The organism is Amycolatopsis thailandensis (genome assembly GCF_042723255.1).
GTDB lineage: Bacteria > Actinomycetota > Actinomycetes > Mycobacteriales > Pseudonocardiaceae > Amycolatopsis > Amycolatopsis thailandensis.
Genome location: NZ_JBHXJK010000008.1, coordinates 88,607 through 104,353, shown reverse-complemented (window position 1 = coordinate 104,353; position 15,747 = coordinate 88,607). Strand labels below are relative to the sequence as shown.

Below are 15,747 nucleotides of genomic sequence, written 5' to 3'. Positions count from 1 at the left end.
GTTGTCTCTTGCCGCGAACACTTTCGGGAGACGCCCGGCCGGATGAGGAGTTTCCTGCTCAACGTCTCGACACGGAGTCGGGAATCCTGAACGAACCGTCCCCCTGAACAGGGAATTCGTGTACGGCCACCACGGCGTTACGGGGTATCGGACCGTACACGTGGGGGAACTGGATCCCGGCCGGATGCGGCGGGTCGCCGTCCTCCCAGACGACGGGCGCGCCGACGAGCGCCGGGTCGATCTCCAGCAGCAGCAGGTCGGTGCGGCCGGCGAACACGGCGTTGGCCGGGATGTGCGCGGTTCCCGGGTCCGAGCAGTGGATGAAGCCGTCGGATTCGAGGGACGCGGCGGTGTAGACGCCCTCTTCGGACCAGTCACCCTTGGGGCAGATATGGAGGATCACGGGACCATCCTCGCGCACTTCGTCCTCTGAAGGCGGTGGTTGCGCGGGCAACCACCGCCTTCAGAGGACGAAACGCGAGGGGTGTCAGCGGATGGTGAGCTGACGGCCGATCAGACCGTCGCGCGAGCGGCGCTCGGCGGCGTTGAGCGGCTCGGAGTCGAGGGACTTCAGCGCGGCTTCGAGCCGGACGCCGAGCTGCTCCTTCGCGTCGGCCCACTCGCGGGCGTGGGCCTCGGGGTCGAGGTCCCACACCGGGACGAGGAGACCGTGCGCGCGGAACGAACCGGCGTAGCGGGAGCCCTCGCCGAGGCCCAGCTCACCGGCCGCGGACAGCCGCGCAAGCGCTTGCAGCAGCAGGTTCTCCGGCTCGGGGCGAACCCAGCGCAGGTGCGCCTTCTCACCGGCGAGCACCCAGTAGGCACCCGCGCCGAGGCGCTCGGTCGGCATGATCGCCGCGTTCGCGCGCTCGAGGGACAGCGCGACGTCGCCGCTCGCGTCGGCGTCCTCGGGCAGCCACCAGGCGAAGTCGTTGTAGAGCGTGGCGTCGAGTTCGACGCTCGTTTCGAGCAGGTCCTGCAAGCGGGCCTTCTCGTCGGCGGTGGGCGGCGTCGTGGTGTCCGGCACGGACAGGACGTCGCCCTCCTTGGCCTCCAGCACCCACTGCAGCGCGCGGCCGAGGTCGCGGCTGATGTCCGAGGACCGGGTCTGCACCTGCATGCCGATGTAGCGCTCGCCGTCGGACCGGACGAACGCGGCCGCCGCCATCGGCAGCACCGTGCCGAGGGTGACCTTCTCGCCGGAGCCCGCCAGCGTGAGCGACGCCGTCGCCGAAGGGACGAACTCGCGCAGCGCGATCAGTTCGGTCTCCGCCGCGAGTCCCTCGAAGGGCTGGCCGACGAAGACGTCGCGCACCTTCGGCTTGCGGTCCGAGGTCGTCTTGGGACCCTTCTTGCGCGAACCCTTGCCCACGTCAGCCTCCTCAAGCTCGGTTCGGAACGCTATCGCGGGAAGGGCGCGGGCCTCGTAAGACCCCCGGGGTTCACCGGGGCCGGTGACGGAATCGTCGCGGACGACACCCCACTGACCACCGGATCGACCGGATCGGCCGGTTTCAGCGGCCATTCGGGTATCACGCAAACATGACTGAAAACGGTTGTCATCATCCGGACGATCTAATCGCGGGTGATCAGCCTGCCGTTTTCCCCTCACCGCACCGAATACTCGATCTCGGCGCCATCCGGCGTCGTAGTGCGGAGAAGGGATCACAGATGAGCACCTCGAAGCGCCGGGCCGCCTTGGCCGCGTTGCCCGTGGCACTCGGGCTGATGCTGGCCGGGCCCGCCGTGGGCACGGCCTCGGCCGCGCCACAGTCCGAGTCGGCGGACCAGGCGCGCCACTGCCTGCTGCTGTGCGTCGGCCATCACCACCACGGGCACCATCACCACGGCATCGGCCTGCACCTGGGCCTCTGGCTGCATCTGTGACCACCGCGCCGCGCCGGGACGGTTTCCCGGCGCGGCGCGGCTACAGTCGGGACGTGTTCGACCTCGCCGACCCGGCCTTCCTCGCGAATCCATATCCGTCCTTCGCCGAACTCCGCGAGCGCGGCGAAGTCCACCTGCACGACGGCCTCGGTATCGCCGTGGCGGTGTCGCACTCCGCGTCGGCCGCGGTCCTGAGGCATCGCGGGCTCGGCCGGATCTGGCAGGACGCGCTGCCGGTGGAGCGGTTCGCGTCGTTCAACCTGCTGCACCGCAACTCGCTGCTGGAGAACGAGCCGCCCGCCCACACCCGGCTGCGGCGGGTGATCGCGGGCGCGTTCGGACGCGGGCACGTCCAGCGGCTGCGGCCGATGGTCGCCGAACTCGCGGACGGCATGGTGGACGGGCTCGCCGCCGAGATCGCCGAGACCGGCTCGGCCGATCTCCTGGCGCACCTCGCGCAGCCGCTTCCGGTCGCGGTCATCGCGGAACTCCTGGGCGTCCCGGTCGAGAACGGGCCGAGCATGGTCACCTGGTCGAACCACATCGTGAAGATGTACGAGTACGGACTCGCCGAGGACAAGCGCGACGCCGCCGAAGCCGCGGCCGCGGAGTTCGTCGACTATCTGCGTGACGTCGCGAAGCAGCGCGCGGACTCCCCCGGCGAGGACATCGTCAGCGATCTCCTGCGCAGTGAGCTCACCGAGGACGAGCTGGTCGCGACCGCGGTCCTGCTGCTGATGGCCGGGCACGAGGCGACGGTGAACGTCATCGGGAACGGCGTCAACGCGCTGCTGACCCACCGGGACCAGTGGGAGCGGCTGGTGGCCTCCCCGGATCTGCTGGACCCGTGCGTCGAGGAGCTGATCCGCTTCGACGCGCCGCTCCAGCTCTTCGAGCGGACCGCGACCACCGACGTCGAGATCGCCGGATTCCGGGTGGCCGAGGGCGAGAAGATCGGCGCGCTCCTCGGCGCCGCCGCGCGGGACCCCAAGGTGTTCGACCGGCCCGACACCCTCGACATCGGCCGCACGCCGAACGCGCACCTCGGCTTCGGCATGGGCATCCACTACTGCGTCGGCGCCCCGCTCGCGCGGGTGGAGATCGGGGCCGCGCTGACGTCGCTGGCCACGAAGCTGCCCGGGCTGGAGCTCGCGGAGACGCCGGAACGGCGGCCGGAGTTCGTGATCCGGGGCCTGCGCTCGCTACCGGTCACCACGCGATAGCAAAGGTCCCTTGCTCTCTTTCCGCAGGTCAGCGGGTCGTTTCGGGATAGAGCGTGAAGTGGGAGACGTGCACGGGCTTGATGTGCTCGAAGTGCCGACGGTCCACCGTCGCCACCTCGACTGTTTTCAGCCTTTCCGCGGTGGCCACGACGGCCGCGTCCGCCAGGCCGAGCGGCCAATCCGAGTACTGCCGCATCAGCACGGCCATCCGCCGGAAGTCGTCGTCCATGGGGTGATAGATCGCGAACTGAGGCGAGCGCATGAGTCCCTCGATGAACGCCGCTTCGGCTTCACCACCGAGGTACTTCTCGATGTAATGACATACCTCGGTCAGCACGAGCGACGGCACCAGCAGATCACGCGTGGCCGCGGTTTCCAGCCATGCGACCACCGCCTGATGGTGGTCGTCTTTCCGGCTGACCATGGCGATGAGGGGGCCGGCGTCTACCACGATCGGACGGGCCATCGACTTTCGCTTGTCCCCGTCGTGCGCTCAGGCGACGTCTTGGCCGCGCACGACGGCCTTCACGTTCTCGGACGCGTCAGCGGGAAGATCGAACATCCCCAAGAACGACGGTGGCGAGTACGGCTTCGTCGGCTCATTCGCGTCCTGACCGACGAGAACGGTTTTCATGCCCAGACCGAACTTGCCCGCCTTCATGGCGCGAGGCTTACGCAGGCCGCTGGAAGTAGACCTCACCCGGCCGGTCACCCCGGCGGGCAGGTCGTACTTCTGCTGCTCGCTGCTCATGCCCCCATCTTACAGACCGATCAGCCTTCGGCAGAGTGCGTGGATCCGCATTCAACAGTTGGTGGAAAAGTTGCGTCAGCGCACTGAAGAGGTGGGGCGATCGCGCCGTTCCGGGTCCGGAGCGCCCTCCACCTTCAGCACGCGAAGCAGGCGAAGGCGCTTCTCCGCCACAGGCGCGAGAAGGCCGGACATGCGCTTCACGAGCAGCGCCGTCGTCACCGCCAGTCCGGCCGCGGCCAGGTCGGTCAGCGCGACCAGAACGACGCCATCGGCCAGCGCCTGGACGCCGTCGCGGAATCGCCAGACGATGACGAGCACCAGCAGCAGCCAGTTGGCCGCCCAGACACCCCACCAGATCAGCACGAGCCGCGACGGCTTCGGCCGCGTTTCCCGGGTCCGGCGCAGGACGGCGTGTTCGAGTTCGGCGAGGATCGGCAGCACCATCACCAGGTTCACCACCGGCACCAGCACGAACGCCAGCACGTGCCACAGCCGCCTCGGCGGCACCTCGCCGGAGGCGTCCGCGGCGGCGTGCCTGGCCACGAGCAGCCACCACACGGTGAGCCCGGAGGGCAGCAGCGAGAGGATCGTCGTGAGCAGGCCCGCGGTGATCACGAAGCTGTCGGACACCGAGACGACGGACGTCGACAGCGCGGAGTCACGGCTCTGCACGAGCAAGACGTAGCGCCAGATCTCCGCGGCCGACGCGATGACGGCGAGGGCGGCGAAGGTCCACAGCACCGGCAGAAGACTGCGCGTGATGACCCGCAGGCGCTCCCCGGCGGTGACTTCGCCGGACGCCGTCCCGGGGACCGCTGTCGGGCGGCGCCAGGCCAGGTTCGGGAACCCCCAGCGCGGCGGGACCGGATAGGACGGCGGACCGGAGTAGCGCTCGGCCACGGGTTTGCGACGCTGCGGCCAGGCACCGGGAGGCGGCGAAGCGACCCAGCGGACACGATGACGCGCCGGCTGGGGCCGCGGCTGCTGCATCGGCGCCGGACGCACCGGCGGCACCGGTGTTCTCGGCGGGTAGTGGCCTGGCTGCACGGTTACAGCACTTCGGGGTCGACGCCGGGATGGTCGCCGACCATCGGGCGCCCCTCCTGCTTCCAGGAGCCCATCCCACCGGCGACGTTCACCGCGTCCCAGCCGCTCGCGTTGAGCCACGCGGCGGCGCGGGCGGACCGGCCGCCGCTGCGGCAGATCACGTAGACGGGCTGGTCGTCGGGCAGGTCGTCGAGTTCGCCGACGCGCGCGGGCAGTTCACCCATCGGGATGTGCTTGGCGCCCGGGGCGTGCCCGGCGGCCCACTCGTCGTCCTCTCGGACGTCGAGCAGCGCGACACCGTCCTTGGGCAGATCACGGACGGCGACGGTCGGGATGTCAGCAGGGCTCACCACGCTTCCATCCTCGCATCCCGGCCCGTTGCGCGCGCGTGAAGAACACCTCAGCGCGGACGGCGGAGCTGGTCCTACTCCAGGGCAAGTGCCAGAGGCGTGAACCCGCTCCGGCCGAAGGCCCCACTATCGCGGTGGCAGGACGCCCTGGTCACTCCGTCGCCACGCAGACCAGGCCGCGTCCTGCCGACGTCGATCGCGGTCGCGGGTTCACCGATGAACACTCAGTGCTGAGTCGCCTTTTCGGCACCGGCGCCGGTGAGCGAGCGGACCTCCATCTCCGCGTACTTCTTCTGGTTGTGGTCCTTGGACAGCACGGTTCCGAGCCAGCCGAGGAAGAAGGCGACCGGGATCGAGACGATGCCGGGGTTGTCGAGCGGGAACCAGTGGAAGTCGACGCCCTGGATCATCGAGGCGCTCTTCCCGGTCTTCGCGTCGACGGGCTTACCCGAAACCGCCGGCGAGAACACGATCAACAGCACGCAGACCGCGAGCCCGCCGTAAATGCTCCACAGCGCGCCCTGGGTGTTGAACCGCTTCCAGAACAGCGAGTACAGGATCGTGGGCAGGTTCGCCGACGCCGCCACCGCGAACGCCAGCGCCACCAGGAACGCGACGTTCTGGTTCTTCGCGAGGATGCCGCCGACGATCGCGACCGCCCCGATCACCAGCGCGGTGATCCGCGCGACGCGGACTTCGCTGTCGGGGTCGGTCTTGCCCTTCTTGATCACGTTGGCGTAGACGTCGTGCGCGAACGAGGCCGACGCCGTGATCGTCAGGCCCGCGACCACCGCGAGGATCGTCGCGAACGCCACCGCCGCGATGAACCCGAGCAGCACCGGGCCGCCCAGTTCGAGCGCGAGCAACGGCGCCGCCGAGTTGGTCGTCCCCGGTGCCTTCGCGATCACTTCCGGGCCGACGAGCGCGCCCGCGCCGTAGCCGAGCACCAGCGTGAACAGGTAGAAGATGCCGATCAGCGCGATCGCCCAGACCACCGAACGGCGCGCGTCCTTCGCGGTCGGCACGGTGTAGAAGCGCATGAGCACGTGCGGCAGGCCCGCGGTCCCGAGCACCAGCGCGATGCCGAGCGACAGGAAGTCGAGCTTCGTCGTACCGGTCTTCCCGTACTGCTTGCCCGGTCCGAGCAGCGCTTCCCCGGCCTTGCCGCCCTTGTCGACGGCGGCCTGGAACAGGTTGGAGAGGTTGAAGCCGTACTTCCCGAGCACCCACAGCGTCATCGCGAACGCGCCCGCGATGAGCAGGACGGCCTTGATGATCTGGACCCAGGTGGTGCCCTTCATCCCGCCGATCAGCACGTACAGGATCATGATCACGCCGACGACGGCGATCACCAGGTCCTGGCCGAGGTTCCCCTCGATGCCGAGCAGCAGATTCACCAGGCCGCCCGCCCCCGCCATCTGCGCGAGCAGGTAGAAGAACGAGACGGCGAGCGTGGAGATCGCGGCCGCCGCGCGGACCGGGCGCTGCTTCATCCGGAACGCCAGGACGTCGCCCATGGTGAACTTGCCGGTGTTGCGCAGCAGTTCCGCGACCAGCAGCAACGCCACCAGCCACGCGACGAGGAACCCGATCGAATAGAGGAAACCGTCGTACCCGTTGATCGCGATCGCCCCGGCGATACCCAGGAACGACGCCGCGGAAAGGTAGTCGCCCGAGATCGCGATCCCGTTCTGCGGCCCGGTGAACGCGCGCCCGGCGGCGTAGTAGTCGGACGCGGTCTTCGTATTACGGCTCGCCCGGAAAACGATCACCAACGTGATCGCCACGAACACCGCGAAAATGGTGATGTTGAGCGCCGGATTACTGCCCTGGACGCCCGCTGCCAGCGTTTTCACCGCTCGGTCCCCTCGACCTCGTGCCGGATCTTGTCCGCGAGCGGATCAAGCTTTCGGTTCGCGTATCGGACATAGAGACCGGTGATCACGAAAGTGGACACGAACTGGAGCAACCCGAAGACCAGGCCGACGGTGATGTTGCCGAAGAGCTTGGTGCTCATGAACCCGGTCGCGTAGTCGGCGAGGATCACATAGAGCAGATACCAGAGGAGGAACAGTGCCGAGACCGGGAAAACGAATACCCGGAGCCGCCGTCGCAACTCGGTGAATTCCGGGCTCGCCTGCACCTTTTCCCAGTCGGATTCCGGATCGGACCCGAGGCCTTGATCGGTATCACTCACTGCGGACCTCCCATCTACCTCAACCATTCGGTGATTTCGATGTCACGGAAGATCATGCCCCTCATGGGGCGTGAGAGGGGCAATCCATTTGAGTGAACGAGACGACTCTGCGTAGAGGGTCGCGACCCGAAAGGGTGACTTTACTTGCGGTGGCGACCCTTGCCGGTGGTCCGCGTCTTCTCCTCGGCCTGCCCGAACCGGGCGACCGCGCGATCGCGCATGAACCCGAGCGGATCGGGCGCGTGCAGCCGCAGCATCACGCCGTGGACGTCGTCCGGCCGCCCGTAACCGGTCGCCCGGCTCACCACGTAGGTGGTCAGGAACGCCGCCGGCACGGTGATCAGCGCGGGCTGGTTCGAGAACCACGGCGCCCAGCCGCCGGTGTACTTGCTGACGATGTTGGCCACCAGCGCGGTCAGCACCAGGCCGCCGCCGACGAGCATCCCGGCGAGCGCGCCGGGCCAGCTGAGCTTGCGCCACCAGACCCCGAGCAGCAGCAGCGGGCTGAACGTCGACGCGGCCAGCGCGAACGACATCCCGACCGAAAGCGAGAGATCCTCCGACGGCAGCAGGACCGCCAGCCCGAACGGGATCAGCGCCACGATCGCCGTCGCCACCCGGAAATCGCGGACCCGCCCGGGCAGCACGTCGGTGGACACCACCCCGGCCACGCTCACCAGCAGCCCGGACGAACTCGACAGGAACGCGGCGAAGGCACCGGCCGCGGTCACCGCGCCCAGGATCTGCCCCCCGACCCCGGGGAGGACCGCCGACGGCAGCAGCAGGACGGCGGCGTCGGTCTTCCCGGTCACCAGAAGCTCGGGGACGTACATCCGCGACAGCGCGCCCAGCAGTGTCGGGAACAGATAGAACAGGCCGAGCAGTAGGAGGACGTGCACCGTCGTGCGGCGCGCGGCCTTCCCGTCGGGGTTGGTGTAGAAGCGGACCAGGACGTGCGGCAACCCCATGGTGCCGAGGAACGTCGCGAGGATCAGCGAATAGACCTGCAGCAGATCGGTGAGACTGCCCGAGCCCGGCCGCAGCCAGTCGCCGTTGGACGTCGGCGCGTCGCTGACCACCGGGACCGGGGTGCCCGCGGTGAACTTCAGCGTCGTGCCCTTGGCGACCTTGTGCCCGGCTTCCGGCGTCCACACCGCGAAACCGTTGGCACGCGCGCCTTCCACCTGACCGTAGGCCTCGAGCACGGTCACGGAGGTGACCTTCAGGGTGACGTCGGCCTGCACCGAAACCGTGGTGTTCTCGGGGAACGCCGGCGGGGCGGGCTGCCCCAGCGGGCGCGCGCCGCCCGGCGGACCGGCGCCGAGGAACACGATGCACAGGATGAACGTCGGCACCGCGATGGCGAACAGCTTCAGCCAGTACTGGAAAGCCTGGACGACGGTGATGGCGCGCATGCCGCCCGCGATCACGTTGAACCCGACCACACAGGTCACCAGGATCGCGCCCGCCCAGGCGGGCACCGGCAGGATGGTCGCCAGCGTCAGACCGGCGCCTTGCAGCTGCGGGACCATGTAGAGGATCCCGATGAACACCACGAACGCCGTCGAGACCCGGCGCAGCATCGTCGAGCCCAGCCGCATCTCGACGAAGTCCGGCAGCGTGTACGCGCCCGACCGCCGCAGCGGCGCGGCGACGAACAGCATCAGCGCGAGGTAGCCCGCGGTGAAACCGATCGGGAACCACAGCGCGTCGGCGCCGTCCTTGAGCACGATGCCGGCGACGCCCATGAACGACGCGGCGGACAGGTACTCACCGGAGATCGCGGCGGCGTTGCGCCGGGAACGCACGGTGCGCCGCGCGACGAGGAAGTCGTGCGTGCTGACCGCCGACCTCGAGGAGCGATGCCCCAGGTAAAAGGTCAGGACCGCGACCAGCACTATGCCGGCCATGGCCCACGGATTCAGCGTCATTTGATCACGCGCTGACGAAAACGCGTCGCCAGGGCGCAGTGATCTTGGAAAGCCGCGTAGTCGGTAAGGCGCCCTGCCGCCACGATTCCGTGGCCTTCGGCCGAAAGAGGACGCGCGACCGTGAAGTCTCTCAGCGCTGGCGCGCTTCGAGACGGCGTGGTCGGGTCAGCCTCACCTCTGTTCACACCAAGGATCCTCGCATGTGCAGCTCCGCTATCAGTTCTCGATCATGTCGACGAAGTCGCGTTCATGACGTTCGGCGAGCCGGTTGTACCAGAGCCCGATGCCGAACAGGAACGGGAAAGGTGCCACGCCGAGGATCAACCACGACAACGGGATGCCCACGACGATCACTCGTCCGAAGGACGGGATCAGGTAGAAGAGCACCGGCAGTGAACACAGGGTGACCATCACCAGCAGCGCCAGCAGGGAGGCCGTCCGCAGCTGGATCTTCACCAGATCCCGGACCAGGAGTTTTCCCCAGCTGGTCTGTTCTTCGAGTTCGACCCGGGCCCGCAGGGTGCTCGTGGCCTGTCGCGGATCGGCGAGGATCACCCGCTGCCGCTTGGGTTTCGCGTGATGTTCGGGTTTGGCCTGCTCGTGCTTCGGGCCGGACGGCGCGCCGGGCACGGGCTCGACGGCGGCCCCCTCGGGCGGCGCCGGTTTCTTTGTCCTGCCCTTGCCGAGGGTCGGGTCCGGTTCGCGGACCCCGTTGACCCGCCGGTAGTAGTCGTCGGTCATGGGCCGCCGCTACGTCGACCGGTTGGCGCCGACCAGCCGGTCCTTGAGCGCGCGCGTGTGGCGGCGGCTCACCGGCAGCACCTTCTCCTCGTTGCCGATGACGACCTGGTAACCGCCCTGGCCCATGCGCAGCTCGGTGATCAGCGGCAGCGAGACCAGGAAAGACCGGTGGATCCGGACGAAACCCGCCTTCTCCCAGCGTTCTTCGAGCTGCGCGAGCGGGATGCGGACCAGGTGGCTGCCGTCGGTGGTGAACAACCGGGCGTAGTCGCCCTGCGCCTCGACCCAGCGGACCGAAGAGCGCGGGATCAGCTTCGTGGTGCCCGCGAGTTCGACGGGGATGACCTCGTCGTCGTTCTTGACCTGCCCAGGGCCGCCTTCCTGGCCGAACTGCGGCGCGGCGTTGGCGGCGAGTTTGTCGATCACGCGGGTGATCGCGCGGTCGAGCCGATCCTGTTGGTACGGCTTCAACACGTAATCGAGCGCGCCGAGGTCGAAGGCGTTGACCGCCTCTTCCGCGTGCCCGGTCACGAAAACCAGCGCCGGCGACGGGCGCAGCGCGGCGAACACCCGCGACATCTCCATCCCGGACAGACCGGGCATGTCTATGTCGGCGAACACCGCGTCCACGATCGGCAGGCCGCGCGCCTTGCGATCGGCCAGCCTCGGGTCGTCGGCGGACAGCAGGCGCAGCGCCTCCGAAGCGTCTATCGCCGGATAGACCAGGGCGACGTGCGGGCTGTTCCGGAGACAGTGGACGAGTTCGTCTAGCCCTTTGGGCTCATCGTCCACCGCCAGGACAATGAGCTTCCGGGTGTCATCGTGAGCACTCACAGTGAGACGCATCCTGCCTATTGCAGGGTTCCTTGTCCAGCCCGCTTCACGAAAGTCGAACGAAAAGGACGGCACCGGCACCCCCGCGCCTGGGGTTGCCGGTGCCGTCGTCTTTTCCGGTGACACGAACCGCCTAGCCGTGCCACATCTGGGGATCGATGCTCAGGCGCCGCGGGTCAGGACCGTGACGTAGTCGACGAGCATCGGGTGTCCCGGAACGATTCCGGGTCCGGGAGTGGTGGTGCCGGAGTTGTTGTTCGGGAACGCCCCACCGATCGCGAGGTTCAGCAGCACGAAATAGCCCGCGTGGCCGGTCATGTTCGCCCAGGTGGTCGCGTCGACCTGGTTCTGGGCGACCGAATGGAACCGCTGCCCGTCGACCAGCCAGCGGAACACCTGGGGACTGGCGCTCGTGTCCCATTCGAAGGTGTAGGTGTGGAACGCGCTCTGGCAGCTCGCGCCGGGGCAGGTCCGGCTGCCGACGAGGCCGGTGGTCTCGTTGCACGGGCCGCCTGGGTTGACGCCGCAGTGCAGCACGCCCCAGACCGAGTCGATCCCGTTGACGTTCTCCATGATGTCGAATTCGCCGACGGCGGGCCAGTTCCAGTAATTGCCGCGATACGGCGAGCCGAGCGCCCAGAACGCGGGCCAGTAGCCGAGCGCCGCGGCGCCGGTGACGTTCGGCATCTGGATGCGGCCTTCGATCCGCAGCGCGCCACCTTGCGGCGGTTTGAAATTCGCGCGCTGCGTTTCGATCCGCGCCGACGTCCAGTTGCCCGCGCCGTCACGCAGCGGCGTGATCCGCAGGTTCCCGGAACCGTCCTGGGCGAGGTTGGCGGGGTCGGCCGTGTAGTTCTGGATCTCGCCGGTGCCCCAGTTGGCGGGGCCGCCGGGATACGCGTGGCCGGTGTCGATGATCCAGTTCGCGTTCGAGGGGAGCGAGCCCGCAGCGCCGGTGAAGTCGTCGGTGAACACGGTGGTCCAGCCGGACGGCGGGGGCGGGACGGCGGCGGACGCCGGCCCCGCGAGCGGGATCGTGATCAGTGCCGCGGCGAGCGCGGCCTTCCAGCGGCCCCAGCGGGGAGAAGTAACGGACATCAGGCCTCCTCGTCAACGTTGTCGAGGTTTGTTGCCGTTCACAACAAAGCGGTATGTCCGATATGAGACCTGGTCTGAACCACTTGCGCCTACCACCGTTCGGGTGAATCCACTCCGTCCCCGAACGCTATGAAAGGTCCTTTCCTTGCGAAATTTGCAAGGAAAGGACCTTTCATGGCACGCGCGTCAGAGGCCGAAGCGGCTCCAGGCGGCCTTGGACTGGACGGCGTCGAGCAGGGCGCTCGCCGCGGCCGGGGCACCGATGCCGAGCCGCGCCAGCAGCGGCTTCTTCGGTTCGGCGACCGCGATCTCGGCGTCCGGGTACCGCTCGGTGATCACCTGGCGCAGGCTGCCGACGCCGTCGATCAGGCCGAGCTCGACCGCGCGGGCGCCCAGCCAGACGTCTCCGTTGAACAGGTCGTCGGAGCCGGAAAGCCGGTCGCCACGGCGCTCGGTGACCCAGTCGACGAACAGTTCGTGGAGCTGGCCGTGCATCTTCTTCAGCCACTCGACGTCTTCCGGCTTCTCCGGGCTGAACGGGTCGAGCCGGGACTTGTTCGTCCCCGCGGTGTGCAGCCGCCGCTCGATGCCGAACCGCTCCAGCAGGCCGGTGAACCCGAAGCCGCCGCTGATCACGCCGATGGACCCGACCATCGACGTCCGGTGCGCGTAGATCTCGTCGGCGGCGCAGGCCAGCCAGTAGCCGCCGGACGCGGCGACGTCCTCGGCGAAGGCCAGGACAGGCACGTTCTTCTCGTCGGCGAGCTGGCGGATCCGCTCGGCGACCAGACCCGACTGCGTCGGCGCCCCGCCCGGCGAGTTGATCTGCAACGCGACGGCCTTCAACCGCTCGTGCGCGAACGCGCGGGTCAGCGCCGACTCGACGGCGGCGAGGTTGATCGACCCCCTGGCCAGCGGTGAGGGGGTCGGCGTGATCACCCCGTGCAACTTGACCACGGCGACGACGTCCTTGCGCTCACCCCGGTCGCCGATCATCGGGAGACGGGAGGTCAGCTTGTCCGCAACGCTCATACCCCCAGGTTACCGACGTTCAGGAGGGCAGCACGCCGCTGCGCGAACCGGTCACCCCGCTGGACTCGTTCGGGCCGCCCTGAGGCGGGACGGCGGCGCTGTCGGCGGAGAAGTCCGGCAGGTTCGGCCGCACCCCCGGCATGAACTTCGGCACCCGCAGGGTCACCTTCATGCCGGCGCCGGGCGCCGTCTCGACCATGAGCGCGTAATCGCGGCCGAACACCTGCTGCATCCGCTGGTTGATGTTGCCGAGGCCGACGTGCGCGCCGGTGCGGTGCTGACTGCGGAGGTCCGCGAGCTTCGCGGGCTCCATGCCGATGCCGTCGTCCTCGACGCTGATCAGCGCCTCGGCGCCGTAGTCCTCGGCGATCACCGTGACGCAGCCGCCCGAAGGCTTCGACGCGAGACCGTGTTTGACGGCGTTTTCCACCAGCGGCTGGATGATCAGGAATGGGACGACCACCGAAAGCACCTCGGGCGCGATCTTCATCCGCACTTCGAGCCGTCCGCCGAACCGGGCGTTCTCGATGGTCAGATACCGGTCGATGTTGCGCAGTTCCTCGGCGAGCGAGGTGAACATGCCCGACGTACGGAACGAGTAGCGCGTGAAGTCCGCGAAGTCCTGAAGCAGTTCTCGCGCTTCCTCCGGGTCCGTCCGGATCAGCGACGAGATGGTGTTCAGCGCGTTGTAGACGAAGTGCGGCGAGATCTGCGCGCGCAGCGCCTTGATCTCCGCCTGCTGGAGCTGGTTCTTCGATTCGTCCAGGCGCGCGAGCTCGAACTGGGTGCAGACGAACTGCGCGACCGCGTCGGCCATCTGCACCAGCCGCCCGCGCGTGCGCCCGACGACCAGCAGCGCCGCCTCGGTCTCGCCCTCGACGATCAGCGGGACGATCACCGCGGTCCGCATCCGGCAGGTGCCGCGGTGGTTGCACGGCATCTTGTCGTGCGCGACGACCTCGCGGCGATGCTTGCGGATCGCGTTGCCGATGGCGTCGACGAGGTCGACGTAGTGGTCGTTGGCCTCGCCGTCCCAGGACAGCAGTGTGCCTTCGCTGTCGGTGATGCCGACGGCGACGCAGTCGAGCATCTCCAGCAGCTGACTGGTGATCTTGTCGGCGACCTGCTCGTCCAGCCCCTCCCGGAGGTCCGGTGTCGCCTTCGACATCCGGTGGACGGCCTGGAGTACCGCGTTCTCCACGATGCTCGCGGGTCGCCTCAGCTTGATCAGCAGGACGACGACGAGGATCGCGAGCAGCAGCGCCACACCCCAAGGGATGATCTGCGCGATCTCGAGCCCGGACACGGCGTCCATGCTCTGCGCTCGACCAACCGGGTGCAAGGTTTGCTCCCCACTTTCCGTTGAGTTGTGACAACCGAGGGTGGGGCCGACCCTACCCAAGACCGGGGTGGTCACCCCATGGTCACTCCCCGTGGCACGGAGAAGACTGTGCGCAGGCAATCGCTTCCGGGGGAGGAACACAATGCGCGGATCGGGGAAGCTCGCGGCGGGCGCGCTGGCGGGGGTCCTGCTGGCGGGCGCGCCGGTGGGGACGGCCGCGGCGGCCGGGGATCCGGTGCGCGCGGCGGTCGGGCACCTGGTCGCCGAAGGGGGTTTCCCGGGAGCGGTCGCCTGGGTACGGAACGGTGAGGCGGTCTCGCGCTTCGGCGCCGGGTACGCGAACCGGGTCACGCGCGAAGCCGCGGGGCCGCACCACCGGTTCCGGACAGCCAGCAACACCAAGGCGTTCGTCGCCACGGTCGTCCTGCGGCTGGCGGGCGAAGGCGCGCTGTCGCTCGACGATCCGATCGAACGGCGGCTGCCCGGTGTCGTCCGCGGGCCGGGCTACGAACCGGAAAAGATCACCTTGCGCATGCTGCTGAACCACACGAGCGGCGTGCACGACCCGCTGGACCCGCACTTCTTCGACCCGTACCTCGTCGAGGGGAACCGGGCGTACGTCTACCCGCCGTCCGAGGTGATCCGGCGTTCGCTCGTAGACCCGCCCTCGTTCGCGCCCGGCACTGACGTGGAGTACTCGAACACCGGATATCTGTTGCTGGGCAAGGTGATCGAGCAGGTCACCCGCAACGACGTCCGCGAGGAGATCCAGCGCCGGATCCTCGATCCGCTCGGCCTCGGCCGGACGTACTTCCCGCTCCGGTCCCCGTTCCTGCGAGGCCCGCACCTGCACGGGTACGACCTGAGCGGGCAGGACATGACCGTGTTCAGCCCGTCCTACGACTGGACCGCGGGCGCGATGGTCTCGACCGTCGACGATCTCGCGACGTTCCATCGCGCGCTGCTGGCGGGACGTTTGCTGAAGCCCGCGCAACAGGCCGAACTCGAACGCCTGGTGCCGTCTGGCGAGCTCGGCGCGTATGGCGCCGGTGTCGAGACGATCAACCTGCCTTGTCCTGGCGGGCCGAAGACGGTCTGGGGGAACACCGGGGCCGGGCCGGGATTCTACAGCGTCTCGATGAGCACCGAGGACGGCTCGAAACAGATCGTGCTGGCACTGAACGTCTACGACCTGGCCAAGGACGTGGCGCACAAGGCTCCGCTGCCGAGCAGCCCGCTTCCCGCGATCGCCGCCGCCCTCTGCTGACCCCCGCGTTTCGTCCTCTGGATGCGGTAGTTGCGCACGCAAGTACC

The 15,747-nt window shown here is 68.5% G+C and carries 17 protein-coding genes; 3 read left to right on the top strand and 14 right to left on the bottom strand.

Annotated features, from left to right (window positions below; all coding sequences use genetic code 11):
• Nucleotides 1–58: 58 nt before the first annotated feature.
• Nucleotides 59–403, bottom strand: coding sequence for a DUF952 domain-containing protein (locus tag ACFWMR_RS05455; protein ID WP_093931942.1), 345 nt, complete (start codon nt 401–403; stop codon nt 59–61).
• An 84-nt stretch (nt 404–487) separates the two neighbouring features.
• Nucleotides 488–1,372, bottom strand: a complete 885-nt coding sequence (locus tag ACFWMR_RS05450) for a DUF5926 family protein (protein ID WP_093931943.1) — start codon at nt 1,370–1,372, stop codon at nt 488–490.
• A 299-nt stretch (nt 1,373–1,671) separates the two neighbouring features.
• Here ACFWMR_RS05450 and ACFWMR_RS05445 point away from each other — a divergent pair, with 299 nt between their 5' ends.
• Together ACFWMR_RS05445 and ACFWMR_RS05440 are read left to right on the top strand one after the other, a co-directional pair.
• Nucleotides 1,672–1,887: a hypothetical protein gene (locus ACFWMR_RS05445; protein WP_093931944.1), complete on the top strand. Its 216-nt coding sequence runs from the start codon at nt 1,672–1,674 to the stop codon at nt 1,885–1,887.
• 53 nt (nt 1,888–1,940) lie between these two features.
• Nucleotides 1,941–3,110 carry a cytochrome P450 gene (locus ACFWMR_RS05440; RefSeq protein WP_378377224.1) on the top strand — a complete coding sequence of 390 codons (1,170 nt, stop codon included), beginning with the start codon at nt 1,941–1,943 and terminating at the stop codon, nt 3,108–3,110.
• A gap of 28 nt (nt 3,111–3,138) precedes the next feature.
• On the opposite strand, the gene ACFWMR_RS05435 is transcribed toward ACFWMR_RS05440, so the two are convergent.
• The 12 genes from ACFWMR_RS05435 to ACFWMR_RS05380 all read right to left on the bottom strand — a co-directional run bounded on the left by ACFWMR_RS05435 (nt 3,139) and on the right by ACFWMR_RS05380 (nt 14,406).
• Nucleotides 3,139–3,576: a type II toxin-antitoxin system VapC family toxin gene (locus ACFWMR_RS05435; RefSeq protein ID WP_093931946.1), complete on the bottom strand. Its 438-nt coding sequence runs from the start codon at nt 3,574–3,576 to the stop codon at nt 3,139–3,141.
• 27 nt (nt 3,577–3,603) lie between these two features.
• A complete protein-coding gene (locus tag ACFWMR_RS05430) occupies nt 3,604–3,861 on the bottom strand; it encodes a hypothetical protein (RefSeq protein ID WP_378377222.1) in 258 nt (85 codons plus the stop codon).
• Between the two features lie 75 nt (nt 3,862–3,936).
• Nucleotides 3,937–4,875, bottom strand: a complete 939-nt coding sequence (locus ACFWMR_RS05425; protein ID WP_378274236.1) for a DUF4328 domain-containing protein — start codon at nt 4,873–4,875, stop codon at nt 3,937–3,939.
• 35 nt (nt 4,876–4,910) lie between these two features.
• Nucleotides 4,911–5,261 carry a rhodanese-like domain-containing protein gene (locus ACFWMR_RS05420; RefSeq protein WP_005149488.1) on the bottom strand — a complete coding sequence of 117 codons (351 nt, stop codon included), beginning with the start codon at nt 5,259–5,261 and terminating at the stop codon, nt 4,911–4,913.
• 221 nt (nt 5,262–5,482) lie between these two features.
• Entirely contained in the window at nt 5,483–7,114 is a 1,632-nt protein-coding gene (locus ACFWMR_RS05415; protein ID WP_093931949.1) for a solute symporter family protein, read from the bottom strand.
• A complete protein-coding gene (locus ACFWMR_RS05410; protein ID WP_208635850.1) occupies nt 7,111–7,455 on the bottom strand; it encodes a DUF485 domain-containing protein in 345 nt (114 codons plus the stop codon). The genes ACFWMR_RS05415 and ACFWMR_RS05410 overlap by 4 nt, the downstream gene beginning before the upstream one ends.
• A 140-nt stretch (nt 7,456–7,595) precedes the next feature.
• Nucleotides 7,596–9,386, bottom strand: a complete 1,791-nt coding sequence (locus ACFWMR_RS05405) for a sodium/solute symporter (protein ID WP_378377220.1) — start codon at nt 9,384–9,386, stop codon at nt 7,596–7,598.
• Nucleotides 9,387–9,602: 216 nt separating this feature from the next.
• Nucleotides 9,603–10,127, bottom strand: a complete 525-nt coding sequence (locus ACFWMR_RS05400) for a hypothetical protein (RefSeq protein ID WP_093931951.1) — start codon at nt 10,125–10,127, stop codon at nt 9,603–9,605.
• A 9-nt stretch (nt 10,128–10,136) separates the two neighbouring features.
• Entirely contained in the window at nt 10,137–10,973 is an 837-nt protein-coding gene (locus ACFWMR_RS05395) for a LytR/AlgR family response regulator transcription factor (RefSeq protein WP_167405956.1), read from the bottom strand.
• A gap of 150 nt (nt 10,974–11,123) precedes the next feature.
• Nucleotides 11,124–12,059: a glycoside hydrolase family 16 protein gene (locus tag ACFWMR_RS05390; RefSeq protein WP_378377218.1), complete on the bottom strand. Its 936-nt coding sequence runs from the start codon at nt 12,057–12,059 to the stop codon at nt 11,124–11,126.
• A gap of 186 nt (nt 12,060–12,245) precedes the next feature.
• Nucleotides 12,246–13,091 carry a S49 family peptidase gene (locus tag ACFWMR_RS05385; protein WP_093931953.1) on the bottom strand — a complete coding sequence of 282 codons (846 nt, stop codon included), beginning with the start codon at nt 13,089–13,091 and terminating at the stop codon, nt 12,246–12,248.
• 19 nt (nt 13,092–13,110) lie between these two features.
• Nucleotides 13,111–14,406: a histidine kinase gene (locus tag ACFWMR_RS05380; protein WP_093931954.1), complete on the bottom strand. Its 1,296-nt coding sequence runs from the start codon at nt 14,404–14,406 to the stop codon at nt 13,111–13,113.
• A gap of 169 nt (nt 14,407–14,575) precedes the next feature.
• Between ACFWMR_RS05380 and ACFWMR_RS05375 the strand changes: the two genes are divergently transcribed.
• Nucleotides 14,576–15,700: a serine hydrolase domain-containing protein gene (locus ACFWMR_RS05375; protein ID WP_378377216.1), complete on the top strand. Its 1,125-nt coding sequence runs from the start codon at nt 14,576–14,578 to the stop codon at nt 15,698–15,700.
• Nucleotides 15,701–15,747 lie beyond the last annotated feature (47 nt).

Bases quoted from the DNA above. Each gene is read 5' to 3' on its own strand.
- ACFWMR_RS05405 (WP_378377220.1), bottom strand. From the start codon at position 9,386: ATGACGCTGAATCCGTGGGCCATGGCCGGCATAGTGCTGGTCGCGGTC.
- ACFWMR_RS05435 (WP_093931946.1), bottom strand. From the start codon at position 3,576: ATGGCCCGTCCGATCGTGGTAGACGCCGGCCCCCTCATCGCCATGGTC.
- ACFWMR_RS05445 (WP_093931944.1), top strand. From the start codon at position 1,672: ATGAGCACCTCGAAGCGCCGGGCCGCCTTGGCCGCGTTGCCCGTGGCA.
- ACFWMR_RS05385 (WP_093931953.1), bottom strand. From the start codon at position 13,091: ATGAGCGTTGCGGACAAGCTGACCTCCCGTCTCCCGATGATCGGCGAC.
- ACFWMR_RS05430 (WP_378377222.1), bottom strand. From the start codon at position 3,861: ATGAGCAGCGAGCAGCAGAAGTACGACCTGCCCGCCGGGGTGACCGGC.
- ACFWMR_RS05390 (WP_378377218.1), bottom strand. From the start codon at position 12,059: ATGTCCGTTACTTCTCCCCGCTGGGGCCGCTGGAAGGCCGCGCTCGCC.
- ACFWMR_RS05375 (WP_378377216.1), top strand. From the start codon at position 14,576: ATGCGCGGATCGGGGAAGCTCGCGGCGGGCGCGCTGGCGGGGGTCCTG.
- ACFWMR_RS05400 (WP_093931951.1), bottom strand. From the start codon at position 10,127: ATGACCGACGACTACTACCGGCGGGTCAACGGGGTCCGCGAACCGGAC.
- ACFWMR_RS05380 (WP_093931954.1), bottom strand. From the start codon at position 14,406: ATGGACGCCGTGTCCGGGCTCGAGATCGCGCAGATCATCCCTTGGGGT.
- ACFWMR_RS05395 (WP_167405956.1), bottom strand. From the start codon at position 10,973: ATGCGTCTCACTGTGAGTGCTCACGATGACACCCGGAAGCTCATTGTC.